We start from the raw sequence: 19350 nt of genomic DNA on the forward strand, positions 1-19350 counted from the left end.
AGGACTTACGCGTTTGCCAAACAATACCGTGTAGCCATTCTTGAAATCATCGCCTTCTGTTCGTACCAACTGATACCGCTTTTCAATCTTTGTCGCTCCAGTTTTACGAAAGCGACAAAGGCGGAGAAGATATGAGTTCTTTGAGAAACGGCTTTTATGGATTCGCACTGTTCAATACCGGTGGTTTGCTTCACGCCTCGATGGAACTCCTCAATCTTCCACCGATGATTGAAATGATTCGTAAAGTCTGCATACTCGGTAAGAGTAAGATCGTCTGTTGCCAGAAAGGTGCGGTCGCCGTTCTTGTCGATCAACGCACACACAAGGATGGAACCAAAACCCCTCAACCAGACCTGTCTTACCTGTTTATCGGCAAGCTCCAGATCTTGGATGGCGAGCGTGGTACCATAACTCGGGCTTACTTGACGATTGGATTTGAGCATAGTGATGAAGTGCCACTCTTTGTCTCTGACGTGCTTCAGGTTATCAAGGCCGGAATACCAAGAGTCAGTGAGAATATATCTTGGTGAAAACCCTCTTTTTTTGGCGACATCGAGCATATTTTTGAAGTGATCATTCTTGGTGAGACCATCGTCTTCCCTGCGATAGACACGATAGTCAACCGGCACGTATTCCTCGCCACTCGTCCAAAGAAAGTTTACCAAACATATGCCATCTATGAGTCCGTGTTCATTGCCGGAATACTGTTTTTTGACAAGCTCGTTCTTTCGGGAGTGCCGCTTGTCGAGAATGGAATCATCGCAGATTAGGTAGCCAGTTTCTTTTTTTACCAGGTATCGGGTATGTTGCCAGAGCTGAAGAGGGCTGTACGATTTTGAGAGTCTCCATCGATCAATGGCATCGTGGGCTATTGAAGTATGCGGCAATGATTTTGACATCTCAACGCTTGAACAACGATTCTGATTGGCAATGAGGAAACGAGTGTACAATCCGAAAGAACATTTTTGTTTTTGCATGAACGATGAGAAAAGGATTGCGACCAATGGGTCCGATATCATTTTCTCATGGATTCAGGCAAACGCGTAAGTCCTAATTGTATAAAGTACAGGCTTATATTTCTTATTCATTACGGAGTGGTTCGTATCTTGACTAGCGCTCATCTCAAAAATTTTTCATGACTCGAATCTCGAATTTTGATTTTTTTGGGCTCAAAAATTATTTTTTGAGATGATCCCTAAAGATGGTATATTCTTAGTAGATCCCAGTTTTTGCTGCGCGCATATTTTTAATGTGTACCGCTCGGATTGAGTTGGTTTTATTGTGTAGGAAGGTATGTTGTTACTGAGTCAAAGATCTTTTGGAAAACACCTTTCTGTTCGGAGAGGGTTTCTCTTTGTTGCACTCCTCACTTTTTTTCTTGGTGTTACGGCGGTATTCGCTGTGAAGAAAAGCACTGCTTTTTCTACGGATTCACCCGTTTCGTTCGAGGTGGCAGACGCGGGTCTGCGCCTGTATTTTGAGAAATATCAAAACGCATCGTCAAATGCTTCCATCGGTACTCTCGGACTTTGTTCGGACGGTATTTTGAGCGGGGACTACTTTACTATTGGAAAGTACGAGGTATCGTTTTATGGAGTTGGAGATCGTAGATTGAGTTGTAACAATCAACTTGCTTCGGCAGTGTTGATACGAAGTATGAGTTTTTATCGCGGCATGTCTATGGTAGTTCAGAGGCGAGTTCATCAAGAGACTGACACTGTCCAGCCGCCAACTCCAACACCAACACCAACACCAACTCCAACTCCAACTCCAACTCCAACTCCAACTCCAACTCCAACTCCAACTCCAACTCCAACTCCAACTCCAACTCCAACTCCAACTCCAACTCCAACTCCAACACCAACTCCAACGCCAACCTTGCGCAATGTTTCCTATAAGGGTGGGCTTTCGCTGGATGTCTATCCAGCAGCGAATGGAACTGCGCATGCACCAGTCCTCCTGCTTCTTCATAGTGGTGGCTGGTATAAGGGTGATAAGACGGATGATGCGGCACGTATTGGCAGCAGTCTCTCAGCTTTTGGTATAACCGTTGTCGCACCGAATTATACGCTGGTTCCCTCGGGATATTATCCGGCACCGCTCCTTGACACGAATTGTGCGCTTCGGTGGATTGCAGCAACAGCCTCTGCGTATGGATTTGATACCAGTAACGTTTCTCTTGGTGGATACTCGTCTGGTGGGCATATCGCCCTGCTCTATAGTCTCCAGCCATATGTATATAAGGATGCGTCATGTTCTTGGAATGCCTCACCACCAGTGCTTAAAAAAGTCGTGTCCCTTGCTGGTCCGACAAATCTCGCGACTCTTTCCGGAGATGTACGAAGTATGGCGAATACATTTTTGAATGGCGCGTCTTTAGAAGCAGCGAGCCCCAGTTCCTATGTTGGCAATCGGAGCTCTTCTCGATATCTTCTTTTGCATGCGCGAGACGATGAGTTGGTATCCTTTGATAGCCAGGCGGAGCCGTTTTACAATGCGCTTCTTGCTTCGAGTCCATCAGCTGTGGAAGCGAAATGGTATGCAAGTGGCGGACACCTCTTTGCTTATTCAACGGGTACGGCAATATATAACGATGTTGTGAACCGGATTCGATTATTCTTGGCGCCATAGAGGAGAATGGATGCGTTCTGTGCAGACTATGAGAGTTTGTTTGGAGAGCTTTCCATCCGTGGCGTGGTGATGTTTTTGGAGAATGTAACTTGTGGAATGTGGAATGGCGAATCAAGAAGTCTTGCGCTTGCTTCTTGGGGTAAACGGGAAACTTCTCGGCGAGATAGAGTTGGTTTGATGAAATGAAGAGAACGGAGAATAGTTAATTGAGGAGATGTGTGATACACTGAAAAAATCGAGGTGAAGTAATTACCTTCCTCAAGTTTGTCTACCGAGCTGTTTTGCTTGTGTCATGGAACGCAGCTCCCACACATAATACAAATATGCGTCGCGTTTCAATACTGTCTTCTCGAGGTTCGATTCTCGCATACTCACTCATCTTGCTCGGCATTGTTCTGGTTGCTTCAATCGGAATGATGTCAGCATCAGTCACGAACCTCAAATCTGTTTCTTCCAATGATAAATCCGTTAGTGCTTTTCAGATAGCTGATTCGGCATCTCAGATTGCGATACGGCTGCTCAATGACACGTCGAGTGGAACCTTGAAGGACATGGTTGAGCCTGACACAAGTTGTCCAGGCGGAAGTGCCGCAGCTATGGAAGATGGGAATTTTCTCGGTGGGAGCTACCGGATTGTCTTTTTAGATGTTGATGGGCAGATGCTGAAATGTGGTGACGACGTGTCTGATGTTGTCTCGGTGAAGTCGGTTGGAACCTATGGTGATACGGTGCGAGCCGTTCAGGCGGCGGCAATGAGTGGATCGAAGCTCCTCGGATGGTGGAAATTCAATGATGGATCTGGGGTGACGGCAGTGAATGAAGCGTCGAGTAGGGGAAATGGTACGCTTGGAGGTTCGTCTCTTCCGATCTGGGGGGATGGTCCGCCAAATTACACTTTGGATTTCAGTGGGGCGGACGGAGAGGTGACGATGGCAAATGAGTCGGATTTTGATTTGAAGCGTACAATAAGTATATCGCTCTGGTTTCGAGTGGATAATTTTCCATCGGGATCTGGGTGGGCGCCGCTTGTGTCGAAGATGGACTCGTCCGGATCTGATGCCTCTCAAAATTACTCGGTGTGGATTAATGGGCTCAAATTTGTTCACCTGACATCATCAAGTAGTTCCGGTACGCAAGCGTGTTCGGATACAAAGGACATTTTAAATACGGGAACATGGTATCACTACGTTGGTGTCATTGACCGGGATTCAGGCAGTATGAAACGCTATGTTGACGGCAATCTGGTTCTTCCTGGATTGACCACACACCATTGTTCCGGGGCGGGAGTGTTCACGTCCGGGGATGCTCAGGAGAATAACAACCCAGTAAAAGTAGGTGGGAAATTTGGCAGCTTCGATTCGTTTGACGGAAAGATAGATGATGTCCGTATCTATAATGGACTCCTGTCTTCAACGGATGTCTCCTTGTTATACGACAGTGGAAATGGAAGGGAGTAATAGTAGAAGAATCGGGGAAGTCTCGTAAATGATTTGGAAACGCTGGTCTTTTGAAGTTCTACTCTTCTCTCAACAAATTTCTGGAAATCGGGTTATGCACAGTTCTCATAACGAAATTTCCGTAGTGCTTGCCGGCGCCGCGGGAAAAGGAGTACAAACGGTTGAAGGGATACTACTTTCGGTCTTGAAGAGCGAAAGGTATCCTGTTTTCGCGTCCAAAGAGTATATGTCGCGGGTTCGCGGTGGATCAAATTCAACCGAAATCCGCATTGGCGGAAGGAGACCCCGCGCATATGTTCGGTCAATGGATATTTGCTTCCCGTTTGACAAAGCGGCGTTTGAACATATACGGCGGAGAGTAACGCCGGAAACGCTCATTCTTGCCGATGAACATTTGGTGGCCAGCGGAATGGATCACTCAGTTGTGCATGTACCGATATCATCCATCGCAACAGGGCTCGGGAATCCGCTTTTTGAGAATACAGTTGCGGCGGGTGTGGTGCTTGGGATTTTGGGGGTGAATATTTACGGCCTTGATGAATATCTTCGGGAACGATTTGCCAAGAAGGATGACAACGTCATCGAAGGAAATATTGAGGCGGGGAAACAGGGGTATAAAATTGGGCAGCATCTCGCTTACGCGGAGAATTTGGAATTGCATATTGCGCAGGATGTGCGAGTGAAAGAGGAGGTGATACTTGACGGGACGGAAGCGATTGCTTTGGGGGCGATTGCCGGCGGATGCAGTTTTATCGCTTCCTACCCAATGTCGCCCTCAACGGGCGTTTTGCAATTTCTTGCCAAAGAATCCGCAGCGTTTGGCATTGCGGTTGAGCAGGCGGAGGACGAGATTGCGGCGATCAATATGGGGCTTGGCGCGAGTTATGCTGGGGCACGAGCGATGGTGACGACTTCTGGCGGCGGTTTTGCGCTTATGTGTGAAGGGGTGAGCCTTTCCGGGATGATGGAGTTGCCGATTGTCATCCATATTGCGCAGCGTCCGGGACCGGCAACGGGACTCCCGACGCGAACTGAGCAGGGAGATTTGGAACTCGCGCTCTATTCGGGGCATGGAGAATTTCCGCGCGCGATTTTTGCGCCGGGGACGCACGAGGAAGCATTTGAAATGATGCGACAGGCATTTCATATGGCGGAAAAATGGCAATCCCCGATCTTCTTTTTATCTGATCAATATTTTCTTGATACGGTGGCAACTGTTTCGCAGGATGCATTTACTTTCTCTTCGGAAACGAGAGAGATCGTTGAAACCTCCAAGGAATATGAGCGCTATGTCTTAACAGAGAGTGGCGTTTCGCCGAGGGGTATTCCTGGCTGGGGAGCGGGAATAGTGGTTGTTGACAGTGATGAACATACCGAAGACGGACATCTCACCGAACGCCTCGACATGCGTGTCCTCATGATGGATAAGCGTCTCAAGAAGCTTGAGGGAATGATAGCTGATGTGCTATCCCCGGTATTGACTGGCAATAAAGATGCTGAAACCATGCTAGTCGGGTGGGGGTCTACCTTCGGTGCAATTGCGGAAGCGCTTGAAAAATCCGGACGAACAGATATTGCACATCTCCATTTTAGACAAGTGTATCCGCTGCCGGCGAATGTGAAAGAACTTTTCAAAAATGTCAAAAATATCGTGGTTATCGAGAATAACTATTCCGGTCAATTCGCGAGCCTTTTGGAGAAACATGGATTGCCGGTCTCCGAGCGAATGGTGAAATACGACGGTGAGCCGTTCTCAGTTGAGGAAATCGCAGAAAAAATAAAAAATCAGGAATAAGAAATAAAGCTCTATGGAAGTGGGAATTTCTTCAAAATCATTTGACATGCCAGCGGAAACCGATATCGCGTGGTGTCCGGGGTGTGGAAATTTTCCGCTTCTGACCATCATGAAAATGGCGCTTGCGGAATTGGAAATCGCGCCGGAGAAGCTTGTGACCGTATCCGGTATTGGACAGGCAGCGAAAGCGCCGCACTACTTCAAGGGGAATGTGTTCAATGGGCTGCATGGACGAGCTTTTTCTCCGGCGACGGCAATCAAAGTCGCGAATCCGGAGTTGACGGTGATTGTCGAAACCGGTGATGGTGATGCATATGGAGAGGGCGGGAACCATTTCACGCATACGATTCGACGAAATCCGAATATTACGGCGCTCATCCATAACAATATGGTCTATGGGCTGACAAAGGGGCAGGCTTCGCCTACATCGGAAGTGGGCATGAAAACGCCGGTGCAGGTTGCAGGGGTTATTCTCGAACCGTTCAATCCAATAGCCTCAGCAATCGCTCTGGACTGCTCGTTTGTGGCGCGGGCGTTTGTGGGCAATGTACCGCAAGCCAAAGAGATTATAAAGAAAGCGATTCTACATAAGGGTTTTGCATTGGTTGACATATTCCAACCATGCACGGTATTCAACAAGATCAATACGTATCAGTGGTTCAAGGAGAAGACCTATGAGCTCGAAAAGACGCATGATACGCGTGACCGTATCGAGGCATTTCGGCGCGCTATCGAGACGGATCGACTCCCGCTCGGCGTCTTCTATGAAAATCCCGATCGGCGTATATTTGAAGATCAACTGGCAAGTCATGGTAAAGTGCACTATAAGCACCAGGTGAATGCCGATAAGTTCCGAGAGTTGATACGAAGCAAAGTTTGATTGATTTCTCTAGAGAGTGTTTCAAAAAAAGAGCCTTTGAGGCTCTTTTTTCAGAGAGATTTTACCGGTTTTGGTTACGGAGCCCGACAGAGGGGAGTGAAGAGGTTGATGATCCAGGGGACGCTTATGGCAATGCCGATAAACGGTAAGATGAAGAGGATGGTGTTTATAACAAATCTTAGGAATATCTGCTTACGAACCTTTTCAATCGATTGTTGAATAGCCTCGAGTTTTCTATCTTGCTGTTCGAGTCGATGAAGTATTTCTTGGTCCATAGAGAAATGTGAAGCCCTTGCTACTCCATGCCAAGTTCCGCTTTGGCATGTTCGGAAAGGCGAGATGGATCCCATGGGGGATCGAAAGTGAGTTCAACCTCGACTGACTTTACTCCCGGGAGCGCGGATACTTTCTCTCTCACTTCGTTTTCGATGGTTTGAAAAAGCGGACACCCGATGGTGGTGAGTGTCATGGTAATTTTCACAGCACTGTCTTTGACGGCGATATCGTAGACGAGGCCCAAGTCGACAATTGATACGAATAGCTCTGGATCAAGGATGGTCTTGAGGGCTCTTGTAATGGCGGCCTTGCCGGGTTTCTTTGGTGGCATACTCTTGCTTTTGAACAAAGAGACGGTGATGCCGCCTCTTTGTTGTATATTCTCTTGATATCTTGCGAGTGTTCTCTAATTCGGGAATATAACCTCGCCCTTCTCGTTCTTTACGGTGATCGCAGAGACAGGGCAGGATCGCGCAGCATTCAAAATAGTTTCGGCATCATCCTGGTCACAGGTTTCGAGGATGGTTGCTTTGGCGGCATCATCAAGTACAAATGTATTCTGCGCAACGCCAACGCATGGTCCGGCGCCGATACAGGTATTGGCATCGACCTCGACGGTCCATCCGTTCTTCAGGGTAATCGGTCCGTGCGGTTTTGCAGTATCTTTGACATTTGCCATACATGTTTCTTTATTGGTTAATTTCAGATTTTTTTTGAAAAAACTCCAAATAATTGTTGAGAGCTCTCCCTTTGAGATAGACATCGATATTGTGACCAGCTCCTTCTCCTTCAAATACGATGTGAATTTGCTTGGGGGTTTCAATATTTGGAAATCTTTTTATGTAGAGTATCTTCGCTGAACCATCCGAGATTCTTTCATTTACAGTTGTATTGGTTCCCGAAAAATGAAGCTCTGTTAATGAGTCGTATCGAGACCTTTGTTCAATTGGTGTTTGGGCATGATCTTTCAAAAAGTCTTTCACTGAATCGTGGTCTTGCTGGGTCGTGTCTTTCCATGAATCTTCAGAGTATGTTTCTGATTGACGTTCAAATTGAAGCATATTTCTGCTTTAGAGGAGTAGATCTTTTTATTTTTCAAGAGTTTTCTTTATGGTTTCGAGTGAGAGGAGGGCGCAACGAAGGCGGGTAGGGGAGAGTGTCTCGATGCCGAGAAACGAAAGAACGGTTTCCTTTGAAAGGCTTTCCATGTCACTTACTGATTTTCCCATTATAAACTCCGAGATGACTGAGGCGCTTGCTTGTGAGAGGGCACAGCCGTTTCCTGTCCATCCGATTTCCTCTATTATATCGTCTTTTATGATGATGTCCATGGCGAGCGAATCGCCGCAAGAGAGATTGCTGGTCTCAGCGTGATGTGTTGCGTGCTGAAGACTTCCGGAGTTTCTCGGGTGATGATAGTGATCAAGAATGAGATCGTTTGAGCTCATAATAAATGGATGGACTGGTCTTGTTATTCTCGTGAAATGGAATGTGTGCGCTGTCTGCTTGAACTGCTTGAAGTCTGCTACTTTCTGAGTGTATCTAATTTTACATTCTTTCAGGGTGGCGATAGAAATGTTGAGCTTTCTCTATTCCCGCTATAGCCCGATCGATATCCTCTTTCGAATTGTATATCGAGAAGCTCATGCGTGCGGTTGCCGGAATCCCCAGCATCGAATGGATCGGATGCGCGCAGTGGGCTCCGGCACGGATGCATATGTTTTCTGTGGCTAGCGATTCGGCGAGGTCGTGCGGATGAATGTCGGGAAGCGAAAACGAGATGAGGCTTCCGCGTTCCATATTCTCGTCCGGACCGAGGATGCGGATATCCGGAAATGTTGATCGGAGTGTGTGTAGGGCGTATTCGGTAAGTACGTGTTCATGCTTTCGAACCCCTTCTCTATCGAGAGATTGCATGTATTCGATGGCGGCGCGAAATGCGATGACACCGGAGATATTTGGTGTGCCGGCTTCGAATCGATGGGGCGCTTCTTTGAAAGTTGACCTTTCGATTCGAGCGTTTTCCACCATATCGCCGCCATATTGAAAGGGTGGAAGCGTATTGAGGAGAGAATATTTTCCCCAGAGAATGCCGACACCGGTCGGACCGAAACATTTGTGTGCGGAGAAGGCGAGAAAATCTACGCCGAGCGTTCGTGCATCGAGAGCCATGTGCGGAGCGGCTTGCGCGGCATCAAGTACGATTTTTGCCTCGGGTGCGAGTGCGTGGACAGCATCTGCCAACTCTTTGACCGGCGAGATGGATCCCAATACGTTTGAGATATGCGGAAACGCGAAGATTTTTGTGGCCGTATCGATATAGGATGAGAGCGTTGCCATATCGATCTCTCCCAATTGCGAAACCGGTACGACGCGGAATGATGCGCCTGTTCTCTGTGCGAGTGCTTGCCAGGGGAGAAAGTTTGCATGGTGATCCATGCCAGTGACAACAATGGAGCTGTTTCTTGAGATTGTGTTGCCGAGCGTCGCTGCAAGGAGATTTATGGATTCGGTGGTTCCTTTGGTGAAGACGATTTCTTTCCTCTCGGCACCGATCCATTGCGCGACTGCATCTCGCGTTGCTTCATACTCTTGCGTGGCACGATTTGAAAGTCCGTAGAGTCCGCGAGATATGTTTGCGGGGTATTCTTCGAGGTACTCGCGTTCTTTTTCGATGACAACCCGTGGCTTCAATGATGTGGCTGCTGAGTCGAGATAGATCAGATCGGGCTGATTCGTGAATACGGGGAAATCTTTTCGAATTGTTTCCGGATGAATCATGAACGTGAATGAAGGGTCAATTGCCGAAATGCTGCCTGCTCCAAAGCATCTACTTCCGCATCATCGGTGTATGCGCGCATGTGGTCGAAGAAACTCCGAACGGCACCCTCTGCAAGAAGCTGCCTAGCACCCGGTAGTTTGATGCCGCGTGTTTCAAGGAAAAACAGTGACTCGGGCTGTGTTGTCCCGGTTGCGGACGCATGTCGCGCGGATACGTCGTCGGCGAGAATTTCGAGCTGAGGAGAAGAGCTGGCCCGCGCGTCTTCGGAGAGGAGAATATTGCGGTTCGTTTGTGATGCATCGGTACGAATCGCTTCGCGCTCGATACGGATGAGTCCGCTATAGGAGAGTCGCGCCTGCCCGTCGAGAATACTGAGAACGGTAAGATGTGATTGCGTGTCCGGTTTTGTGTGGTGTTGGATAACTGACAGGTTGAATGAATCGGAACGGTTTCCGATAAAAAGCGCGAAGATATGGGCGACAGCGCCGGAACGTGCCAGAGAGAATTCTATCTGACGCGATTCGTTCCACAGGAAAAAGACTCTCGGTTCGAGGCGGAGAACAATCTCTTTGGCTGGCGTATGGTTGAGATTGAAGAATTGCATAGCATGTTAGCCGACTTTCTTGGTCATCTCGAAATGTATGAGACGATTGAGCTCGATGGAATACTCGAGAGGAATCTCTCTGGCGATCGGTTCGATGAAGCCGTTCACGAGGAGCCCTTCAGCGTCGCTTCGTGCAATCCCGCGCGACTCCAGAGAGAAGAGTTTCTCTTCGCCGATTTTTTCTACAGTGGCCTCGTGCTCCACGGTGGCATCGCTTCGATCGATGGTCATGGTCGGGTAGGTATCGCTCCTACTTGATGCGTCGAGCATCATGGCGTCACACGTGACGCTTGTTTTTGCCCGGCGCGCGTTCTTTCCGATATGCACAAGCCCGCGATAGGATGTCTGTCCACCGTTTTTTGATAGGGATTTGGAGAGGATGCGCGAGGTAGTGTTTGGTGCGAGGTGGTACATTTTGCTGCCGGCATCTTGGCACTGTGCGTTGCTTGCAAGTGCGATTGAGAGCATATCGCCGTGTGCGCCGTCGCCGACGAGATAGACGGACGGATACTTCATGGTCACTTTGCTGCCGATATTACAGTCTACCCATTCCATAACCCCGTTTGATTCGGCGCGAGCGCGCTTGGTGACGAGGTTGTAGATGTTGTTGCTCCAGTTTTGCACGGTGGTGTAGCGGACACGCGCGCCTTTGTGAACGAACACCTCAACAACGGCCGCATGGAGCGAATCCGTCGAGTAGATGGGTGCGGTACAGCCTTCGGTGTAGTGTACGAAGCTTCCTTCCTCGGCGATTATCAGTGTGCGCTCGAATTGCCCGAACCGCTCGGCATTGATGCGGAAATATGCCTGAAGAGGGAGTTGTACTGTGACCCCCTTCGGGACATAGACGAATGAGCCTCCCGACCAAACGGCGGAATTGAGCGCGGCAAACTTGTTGTCTTGCGGCGGGATAAGCGTACCGAAGTATTTCCGAACGATATTGGGGTGTTTCCGAACCGCCGTATCCATATCGCAGAAAATGACCCCGAGTTTTTCCAGCTCGCGATTCATGCTCTCGTACACCACTTCGGATTCGTATTGAGCTGAAACGCCGGAAAGAAATTTCTTCTCCGCTTCGGGGACGCCGATCCGGTCATAGGTCTCTTTGATTTCATCGGGGAGTGATTCCCATGAATCAGACCGGTCTTTGGTGGCTTTGAGAAAATAGGTGATGTCGGAGAAATCAATCGCCGAAAGATCCGGACCCCATGCCGGGAGCTTTTTCTTTTTGAATGTCTCGTAGCTTTTCAGTCGGAATTCTCGCATCCACTCGGGTTCATTTTTGATGCGAGAAATTTCCTCGACCGTTTTCTTGTTGAGCCCGCGCCCCGATTTGTGCGATGAAACCTCCGGCATGGAAAACCCGAACGAATAGTCGAAGTCGAGCCCGTGTTTTTTAGACGCATCTTCCATATTCTATATCCCATCTTCTATCTCACTCTCCTCTTCCTTCTTCTCAAATCCTTCTTCTTCGATAATTTTTCGAGCGAGCGATCCATAGCCGGTGCGGGATATGCCGCCGTTTTTCATGACAAATGTCTTGTCCGGAGGAAGGATTGAAAGAAAGGCGGGCGAGTGTGTGATGAAGACAGATGTCTGTTCGGGCGTCCGATGAGTTTTGAGAAAGTTGCCGATAATCTTTTGCGCATCGACATCGACACCGGTATCGAGTTCGTCAAAAAAGGCGATCTTTGGTGCGAGCATGGCCCAAATCAGTGCTTCGAATTTCTTTTTTTCTCCACCGGAGAATCCGTCGTGAAGACCGCGATGCAGAAGCGGAGCGGGGATGTCGAGTTCTTTTGCGAATTCCCCTACTTTTTTCCGAGCGTCCAGAGCGCTTACCGTCGGAAGGGCGAATCGGAGAAATGCAAAAATAGAAACGCCTGGCAAAGGAGGTGGCGACTGGAAAGAGCCGAAAATGCCGAGTCGTGCTCGCCGATCGGGAGAGAGTGAGAGTATTGATTGGGTGTTCCAGATGATGTCGGATCCGTCATGTACCCGTATGTTCGGGTGTCCGAGCACGGCACTTGCAAGTGTCGACTTTCCCGACCCGTTTGGTCCGAGAAGGGCGTAGGTTTTTCCGGTTTGAAATGAAAGGGAGATATTATTGAGAATAGTTTTCTCTTCTATTGATGCCGTGAGGTGTTTGATTTCCAGCATAGTATGAATAAGGTATTAACGGGGCTGTTGCGCACGAGCTTCGTGCGGTACGAGATCAGCCAATGTGACCCGGGAAAGCGTGTTCCGAACGGTACTTTCGAGCTGTTCCCAAACGCTCTTGGTTTGACAGTGAGTCATGACGGGGCATGGAGAGAGTATTCCTGAGAATGCGGGGCGCTCGGCTTCTTCAAAGCCGCCATCGAGTGTTTCGAGTATGTCCCACGAGGTGATGCTGTGCGGAGACTTGGCAAGTGCATATCCACCTCGCGCACCTTTTTCGGACACGACAAAGCCACCTCGCTTCAGATGCTGAAGGATTTTCTCAAGGTAGTCTTCGGGAAGGTGTTCTTCTTGAGCAAGAGCGTGTACCGAACAACCCTCCGGATGCCGAGCAAGAGCGACAAGTGCGCTCAGTCCATACGATGCCTTTCGAGATATTTTCATAGAAAACGGACTCTTTTAGTCCGAATTTGAGTGTAGATGAGGAGGAGTGATATGTCAAGGAGGTTTTTATGCCAAGTTCATCTGCATATGGAACATTGACTCTATATTGGAATTATGATAGAAGTTCAGTGCTTTCGAGTCGAAAGTTTTGTGGAGGGTTTCAGATGAAAGTAGAACTTGAGCAGGGCGATTTCTTCGACGCCAATTTTCAACGCTACGGGATTTGCTTCGGACTGGTTCTTTCGAATAAAATTGGCGACGACCTACAAGCGTGTGCTCTTTCTGTAGGCAATGATAGCGTAGTGATTTCTCTGGCGAATCTTCCAGATGATCCTATGCCTCTTCGGGAAGAACGTGTTCCCCTGGAATGCTTGAAGTTGTTACGGGCAGCACAGAGCGCTTGGGGCATTGGATTGCAATACCCGATATTCTTCGGTGTCGGAAAGTCAGAAGCTAATAATGACAGTAGCTGAAAGGTGTGATGCTTGAAGTGAGTTAAGCTACAATCAACAAAAGCCATCTCCGGGTGGCTTTTCCTTTTGACTCTCTTCCTACTCTCGTGTAGGATAAAGCTGGTTTATGCTCGGGAATAGAGGATGAAACGATACATAGAGTCTCTTTCTTTTTCTCATATCTTATGGCGCGTCAACCATCTTCTCGAAAGGCTCTGTCGAAGAAGAATCGCACAGCCCCCTCTTCTCATAAGAAGAAGTCTGTGCTGTTGTCGGCTCGACGATCGGTTCGGGGAGTATCCAAGACATCGAAAACATCCATGAAGAGTCTCAAGACCAAGAAAACGAAATCGACCAAGAAAGCGGTTGTGCGCCCCGCAAAAAAGAAATCCGTGGCGAGACCAGCAAAAAAGCCGGCGAAGAAATCATCGCCAAAGCAAAAACCGGCAAAGGCAAAGAAGCCGGTGTCAGCAAAGGCTTCTTTAAATCGAAAGGCTGCTCTTGAGAAGAAGCCGACTCCTACCAAACAAGAGCGCGAAGTGAAGAAACAGGAACGGGAAAGCAAGCGAGCTAATGCGTTTGAAGAGTTGCTGTTTCGCGGACGTCAACGCGGCTTTGTGACGGAAGACGAAATCATACACATCCTGCCGGATATCGAGCAGGATTTGGAAAATCTCGAAAATCTCTACGAAAAATTCGAGACAAGTGGCGTCAAAGTCGTGGACTCAAACGACATGTTGAAGCTCGAGACTGACAAGATCGGCGAGTCATTCTCGGATAAGAAAGGAAAGTTGAAGAAGAAGACGAAAGATGCCCCGAGTCTCATGGGTGGCGTTGATCGTCCTGAAGAGGGCTCGGGCGATTCGTCGGATCTCGTACAGATGTATCTCAAAGAGATCGGCCGCGTGCCGCTTATCTCCGGACAAGAAGAAGTGCGACTTGCGAAAGCGATGGAGGCGGGCGATGCGTCTGCCAAACAGCGCCTGACCGAGGCTAATCTTCGTCTGGTGGTCTCGATTGCCAAGAAGTATGTCGGGCGTTCGCACAATCTTTCATTGCTTGATTTGGTGCAAGAGGGGAATATCGGGCTCTTTCGTGCCGTTGAGAAGTTCGACTTCCGTAAGGGTTTCAAATTTTCGACCTATGCGACCTGGTGGATTCGCCAGGCGATCACACGTGCGCTTGCTGATCAGTCGCGCACGATTCGCATCCCGGTCCACATGGTGGAGACGATCAATAAGTATTCCCAAGTGACTCGCCGTCTCGTGCAAGAGCTCGGTCGAGAGCCGCTTCCCGAGGAAATTGCCGTTGAGATGGGCGTTGAGGTAGAGAAAATCCGGCATATTCAGAAGATTTCTCAAGAAACCGTCTCGCTTGAGACGAGTGTCGGGTCGGACGATGATGAGAGTGTCTTGGGCGACTTCATCGAAGATACCGAGACGATTATGCCGCACCAGTCAGCGGCGCGGAAACTGCTTTCCGGACATATTGCCGAAGTCTTGGACGAGCTCTCGCCACGCGAGCAGAAGATTCTCAAGATTCGCTTCGGACTCGAAGACGGCATCGTGCATACGCTCGAAGAAGTCGGGCAAGAATTCGGCGTGACGCGCGAACGTATCCGCCAGATCGAGGCCAAAGCACTCGAAAAAATCCGCGATCATGATATTGTAAAGAAGCTCAAAGATTATTAAGAGTGTTAGCTGTAGTAAGTCTGTTCTTTCAGTGCAATCCATCCCCAACTTTCCCCGGATATTTCCGGAAAGGAGCAAGGTATGTGTAGCATCTTCCCGGTTGAAGTCATTTCTCTCCTTGGTGGCGATCAAGCAGTTGTCATGGTTGGAGGAGAAAAGAAAGTTGTATCTACGGCGTTGCTACTAGAGGAAGTGACTGTCGGAGATTATGTGACAGTCTTCTTTGGCTATGCGCGGGAGAGGCATGCTCCTGAGGTGGCGAAAGAAATACTTTCTTTTTCGCGGCAGTTTCATTCCGGAGAGTATGGGAAGCAAGTTGTGCAGGAAGCATTGCCGGCGTAAAACCACCGCCTTGGTTTAAAAATACGTTCTTTTGGCTCTCGAGTCGCTTGCCAAGGGTGGCTTGGTTGCCTATACTGTGGGAGTCGCCTGAAACAGACGGCTTTCCACAATTCTATTCCGGCGTAGCTCAGCGGTAGAGCGAGGGACTGTTAATCCCCAGGTCGCAGGTTCGAATCCTGCCGCCGGAGCAAATGAAAATAAGGCTTAAACACGCCTTATTTTTTGTTACCCCGGACTGGAGTTCGAACCAATTTGTTTAAGATGCTATGATTTATTTATTATTTGCAAAGGAAATTAAATCATGGAAGATAAAATTCTAAAATTAAATAATACAAGAATTTATGTTGTGAGAAGTATTCATCCATACACAAGAACCGTTACGGATGAAGAGCTTGCAAAGAAAGGTATTGGAATTGGAAATGATTGGGATAGCGATACTGATCATGCGGCATATCAATGGAAAATGGTAGATCATTATGGATCGGGTATGGGCGTTATGTCCCGTGAATATAATATGCCTGTTGGAAAATGGTCCGTATATTTAGCTAAAGACTTGGAGCATGCAAAAAATAAATTTCTCAAGGAAAAGAAAAAAGAAGGCGATGTATTGTATATTGCTGAAATCGATTTAATTAAAGTTAAACTTGGAAAAAATCTGCCGTTTGAATATATGGAGAAAGATGAAAATGGAAAATTGAAATATGCAGAAACTGCTTTAGAAATAGATAGTGATAATGAAGCTGGAGAGTATCACTTGGTATCCCAAAGGAGCTTAGAAACATTACAGGCAGGTCTCAAATGTGGATTTGATTCGACTGGAAGACTAAAAGATGATGGAAATCTTTTTGGCGAATTCTATTTGGATAATTATAAAGATCCCTCTCAAATTGAAAAAGAATATATTTTTAGAGTCAAAGAGGGGGAACATGTAGAAATAACCTCAGAAATAAAACGTCTAAGAGGGGAGATGGAATCTCAAAAAGAAAGGCTATCTAGTTTTAAGTTGAGATAATAAGGTTCTGGCATCATCCAATCTGGGTCTCATGAATTAATGAAAGAAGTTCGAACTTCCTCCAAGGCTCGGAGCTAGCTAATTTGAGGCTTTGTTAAGCCTCTTTTTTGATACAAGGGGTTCTAACCTGGTATACTAAAAGTACTATGGAAAATTCTAAATCACTACAATCTAAAGTTGCTCTCGTTACTGGTGTTGGCAGAAAGGAGGGGATTGGTATGGCTATCTGTCGTGAACTTGCCAAAAATGGGGCAGATATTTTCTTCACCTACTGGCATCCCTACGATCAGGAAACTCATCCTGATAGTGAAAACAATATGCAAGCTCTTAGTACTGATTTAGAGCAACTTGGTGTAAAAGTGAAGAGCAGGGAAGTAGACTTGTCTCAACCTGACTCTGCAGAGAGGCTCTTTGAGGAAGTAGAAAAAAAGTTAGGCACTCCTTCTGTTCTCGTAAATAATGCTTGCCATGACTTTGAAGTTGACTTCACGGAACTTTCACCAGAGATATTGGACTAGCATTATGTAGTGAATGTCAGAGCTGTTACGATGCTCTGTAAAGAGTTTGTGAAAAGAGGAAAGACTGGACATATCATCAATATGACATCAGGCCAGTCTCTCGGTAGTATGGGAGGTCATAAAATTCCTTATACTATTACGAAGGCAGCTTTAGAGATGCTAGCACCGCAACTCGCTCCTGAATTGAAAAATCTCGGAATCTCTATAAATTCGCTCGATCCAGGGCCAACTGACACTGGTTGGATGACAGAAGAAGTAAAAGAGATGATTTTGAAGGATTCTAAAAAAGGATTTATAACTACCCCAGAAGAAATCGGAAAGCTGGTCGTAAAGATTCTTACTCAAAATCAGTATAAAAGTGGAGAAGTAATTCACGCTGAACGTTAGAAATCAAGGGCATGGCTAAAATTTCATTAGAAAAATTACTTTCTGAAAAAGAAGCAAAAGTTGGGGATACGATCTTTATTGCAGTTGATGGTCATGGTGGTTCTGGAAAATCAACATTTGCAAAATGGCTTTCAGAAGAGTTAGATGCACAAATTATTCAGACAGATGATTTTGCCTCCTGGGATAACCCGCTAAACTGGTGGCCACTTGTCATTGAGAAAGTATTTGATCCCATAAAAAAAGGAGCTAGGACTTTAAGTTATCCTCGATCATCGTGGTGGGAGAATCATCATCCAGAGCCAGTTATTGACCAGCCAGTAACAAAAATTATGATTCTTGAGGGAGTGAGCTCTTTGAGAAAGGAATTTCGTAATTACATCAGCCTAGGTTTTTTTGTAGATACACCTTTGTTTGCAAAGAGGAGTAGAGAGAGATTCTGGCACTGGGAAAACAGCGCAGGAGCTCGAGGAAATGTGGAATAAGTGGTTTGCTGAGGAAGAAGTGTATATGAAGAGGGATAACCCTAAGAACTATGCTGATGTTGTTCTCGAGGGGTCAAAGTCATTTGTAGACCAGGTTGATTAACCAAACGGGTTCTAACATCATCCAGTACCCGGAGCTTACTTCAGAAAATGGCTTAGTATAGCCATTTTTTGTTGCCTGGGAGTATTGACTCAAAGATGAAATTATGCTAAGATATATTATTCATTGACCTTCCTAAATAGACGCGACAAACATCACGCGTTGTGGTGAGTCGAACCTGTTTAGGAGGATAAACGCAATGGCGGAATATTGTAATTTGTCTCGAACGGACAGAGACAAGTTTCTCCAGTTTGCCAGAAATGGACGCTGGGGGACATGCGACGACTGCCCAAGAGATACGGATGGCCGAGTGTATCCCGAGTTCTGTCCCAATACGGACCGTTATGACCATCGGATGACAATGGAGGAGTTGGCCGACTACTACAAGGTCCTTATAAAGGGATAGTCTGACCCAGAAGTAAGCAGAAGACTGCTGTTCTGGGTCTTTTGCTTTTCTATACCACCACCCACTCCAATTCTTTTAAGTCTTTCTGAATATTTCCCCAATCAAAAGTTCTAAGTTCATCCACTAGAGGGAGCCATTTAAAAAAGAGGCTTAGATTAGCCTCTTTTTTGTTTTTTCTGAATGCATACTAAAACATATTGACATAAATTTTAACATGTGCTATTTTAAAACGTTGTTTTGAGGTCTATTTATTTGGCTTATGGCACAATAAATACTTCAACAACAGATGATAAATTTGTTTTTTTGTTTTACAACACTACGTTGGAGGTCTACCATGTCAAACGGAAGAACCTACGCTGTTCCGGCAGAGGATATCAAAAAGTATGTGGATCAGGCAATAGCGCAGCTTGGCCTCGATCCGGTGTTCGTGGATGACATGGACAGTGCCATGTATGCGCATCACCTTGTGTACCATTCCGAAAATGCAAGTGTTGCGAGGGAAGTATTTAATATGCCAGAGGCTTCCATTAGCGAACTAGCTCGGAAAATGGCTGATGCTGACGGGGAAACTATTACGAAAATTGAGAAAGATGAAAGGTATCAGTTGCCCCCCCCCTCATACAGGTGAGCGATGATCAATAACTGATTACCCACCGCAGGAATCTGCCTCGGTGGGTTCTTGCTTTTTATGTCAAAGTCCATTCCAATTTCCGAAACACTTTCATAATTTCTCCCAAATCCAGAGTTCTAAGTTTGTCCACCAGGCGGAGCAGCGCTAAATAGAGGCTTTAAAAAAGCTTTAATTTTTGTTTTTGTGGAGGGCTTTCTGGTTTGTTGGGAGAAACAAAAAATGATTTTGATTTACAGCTTAGCTATATTTACTTGCATAGAATATAACTAAGATGTACTATAGTTAGTATCGGGTAGATAA

At 47.0% G+C, this 19350-nt stretch carries 23 protein-coding genes and 1 tRNA gene; 13 read left to right on the forward strand and 11 right to left on the reverse strand.

The features are described from left to right. Nucleotides 1-5: 5 nt before the first annotated feature. Nucleotides 6-977, reverse strand: a complete 972-nt coding sequence (locus IPK84_03385) for a transposase (GenBank protein ID QQS15388.1) — start codon at nt 975-977, stop codon at nt 6-8. A 316-nt stretch (nt 978-1293) separates the two neighbouring features. On the opposite strand from IPK84_03385, the gene IPK84_03390 reads away from it, so the two are divergent. From IPK84_03390 to IPK84_03405, 4 genes are all read left to right on the forward strand, one after another. Then, on the forward strand, nt 1294-2631 hold the full coding sequence (locus IPK84_03390; protein ID QQS15389.1) for an alpha/beta hydrolase: 1338 nt from the start codon (nt 1294-1296) through the stop codon (nt 2629-2631). A 323-nt stretch (nt 2632-2954) separates the two neighbouring features. Continuing rightward, complete coding sequence (locus IPK84_03395; protein ID QQS15390.1) at nt 2955-4088, forward strand: LamG domain-containing protein; 1134 nt, start codon at nt 2955-2957, stop codon at nt 4086-4088. 94 nt (nt 4089-4182) lie between these two features. Continuing rightward, the gene (locus IPK84_03400) at nt 4183-5883 is read left to right on the forward strand and encodes a 2-oxoacid:acceptor oxidoreductase subunit alpha (GenBank protein QQS15391.1); all 1701 of its coding nucleotides are present in this window, start codon (nt 4183-4185) and stop codon (nt 5881-5883) included. Between the two features lie 13 nt (nt 5884-5896). Next, on the forward strand, nt 5897-6763 hold the full coding sequence (locus tag IPK84_03405; protein QQS15392.1) for a 2-oxoacid ferredoxin oxidoreductase: 867 nt from the start codon (nt 5897-5899) through the stop codon (nt 6761-6763). Between the two features lie 74 nt (nt 6764-6837). On the opposite strand, the gene IPK84_03410 is transcribed toward IPK84_03405, so the two are convergent. The 10 genes from IPK84_03410 to IPK84_03455 all read right to left on the reverse strand — a co-directional run bounded on the left by IPK84_03410 (nt 6838) and on the right by IPK84_03455 (nt 13029). Then, nucleotides 6838-7038: a hypothetical protein gene (locus IPK84_03410; protein QQS15393.1), complete on the reverse strand. Its 201-nt coding sequence runs from the start codon at nt 7036-7038 to the stop codon at nt 6838-6840. Between the two features lie 20 nt (nt 7039-7058). Next, on the reverse strand, nt 7059-7370 hold the full coding sequence (locus IPK84_03415; GenBank protein ID QQS15394.1) for a DUF59 domain-containing protein: 312 nt from the start codon (nt 7368-7370) through the stop codon (nt 7059-7061). A gap of 75 nt (nt 7371-7445) precedes the next feature. Then, nucleotides 7446-7718, reverse strand: coding sequence for a ferredoxin (locus IPK84_03420; protein ID QQS15395.1), 273 nt, complete (start codon nt 7716-7718; stop codon nt 7446-7448). Nucleotides 7719-7728: 10 nt separating this feature from the next. Continuing rightward, entirely contained in the window at nt 7729-8100 is a 372-nt protein-coding gene (locus IPK84_03425) for a hypothetical protein (protein QQS15396.1), read from the reverse strand. Nucleotides 8101-8127: 27 nt separating this feature from the next. After that, entirely contained in the window at nt 8128-8487 is a 360-nt protein-coding gene (locus IPK84_03430; protein ID QQS15397.1) for an iron-sulfur cluster assembly scaffold protein, read from the reverse strand. Nucleotides 8488-8587: 100 nt separating this feature from the next. Then, nucleotides 8588-9820: a SufS family cysteine desulfurase gene (gene sufS / locus IPK84_03435; GenBank protein QQS15398.1), complete on the reverse strand. Its 1233-nt coding sequence runs from the start codon at nt 9818-9820 to the stop codon at nt 8588-8590. Next, nucleotides 9817-10425: a SufD family Fe-S cluster assembly protein gene (locus IPK84_03440; GenBank protein QQS15399.1), complete on the reverse strand. Its 609-nt coding sequence runs from the start codon at nt 10423-10425 to the stop codon at nt 9817-9819. Before IPK84_03440 ends, sufS begins: the two co-directional genes overlap by 4 nt. Before the next feature lie 6 nt (nt 10426-10431). Further along, nucleotides 10432-11838, reverse strand: coding sequence for a Fe-S cluster assembly protein SufB (sufB, locus tag IPK84_03445; GenBank protein QQS15400.1), 1407 nt, complete (start codon nt 11836-11838; stop codon nt 10432-10434). 3 nt (nt 11839-11841) lie between these two features. Beyond that, a complete protein-coding gene (locus IPK84_03450) occupies nt 11842-12585 on the reverse strand; it encodes an ATP-binding cassette domain-containing protein (protein ID QQS15401.1) in 744 nt (247 codons plus the stop codon). A 15-nt stretch (nt 12586-12600) separates the two neighbouring features. Further along, nucleotides 12601-13029, reverse strand: a complete 429-nt coding sequence (locus IPK84_03455) for an Rrf2 family transcriptional regulator (GenBank protein QQS15402.1) — start codon at nt 13027-13029, stop codon at nt 12601-12603. 164 nt (nt 13030-13193) lie between these two features. Here IPK84_03455 and IPK84_03460 point away from each other — a divergent pair, with 164 nt between their 5' ends. From IPK84_03460 to IPK84_03500, 9 genes are all read left to right on the forward strand, one after another. Beyond that, on the forward strand, nt 13194-13502 hold the full coding sequence (locus tag IPK84_03460; GenBank protein QQS15403.1) for a hypothetical protein: 309 nt from the start codon (nt 13194-13196) through the stop codon (nt 13500-13502). 299 nt (nt 13503-13801) lie between these two features. Next, nucleotides 13802-15172, forward strand: coding sequence for a sigma-70 family RNA polymerase sigma factor (locus IPK84_03465; GenBank protein QQS15404.1), 1371 nt, complete (start codon nt 13802-13804; stop codon nt 15170-15172). Nucleotides 15173-15253: 81 nt separating this feature from the next. After that, entirely contained in the window at nt 15254-15514 is a 261-nt protein-coding gene (locus IPK84_03470) for a HypC/HybG/HupF family hydrogenase formation chaperone (GenBank protein QQS15405.1), read from the forward strand. Nucleotides 15515-15630: 116 nt separating this feature from the next. Beyond that, nucleotides 15631-15702, forward strand: a tRNA-Asn gene (locus IPK84_03475). A gap of 113 nt (nt 15703-15815) precedes the next feature. After that, nucleotides 15816-16526, forward strand: coding sequence for a hypothetical protein (locus IPK84_03480; GenBank protein QQS15406.1), 711 nt, complete (start codon nt 15816-15818; stop codon nt 16524-16526). A gap of 146 nt (nt 16527-16672) precedes the next feature. Then, entirely contained in the window at nt 16673-17044 is a 372-nt protein-coding gene (locus tag IPK84_03485) for an SDR family NAD(P)-dependent oxidoreductase (GenBank protein ID QQS15407.1), read from the forward strand. Between the two features lie 48 nt (nt 17045-17092). After that, nucleotides 17093-17431, forward strand: a complete 339-nt coding sequence (locus tag IPK84_03490; protein ID QQS15408.1) for an SDR family oxidoreductase — start codon at nt 17093-17095, stop codon at nt 17429-17431. 11 nt (nt 17432-17442) lie between these two features. Then, complete coding sequence (locus tag IPK84_03495; protein ID QQS15409.1) at nt 17443-17913, forward strand: (d)CMP kinase; 471 nt, start codon at nt 17443-17445, stop codon at nt 17911-17913. An 840-nt stretch (nt 17914-18753) separates the two neighbouring features. Next, complete coding sequence (locus tag IPK84_03500) at nt 18754-19047, forward strand: hypothetical protein (protein ID QQS15410.1); 294 nt, start codon at nt 18754-18756, stop codon at nt 19045-19047. Nucleotides 19048-19350 lie beyond the last annotated feature (303 nt).

Source organism: Candidatus Moraniibacteriota bacterium (assembly GCA_016699875.1).
Classification (GTDB): Bacteria; Patescibacteriota; Minisyncoccia; order Moranbacterales; family UBA1568.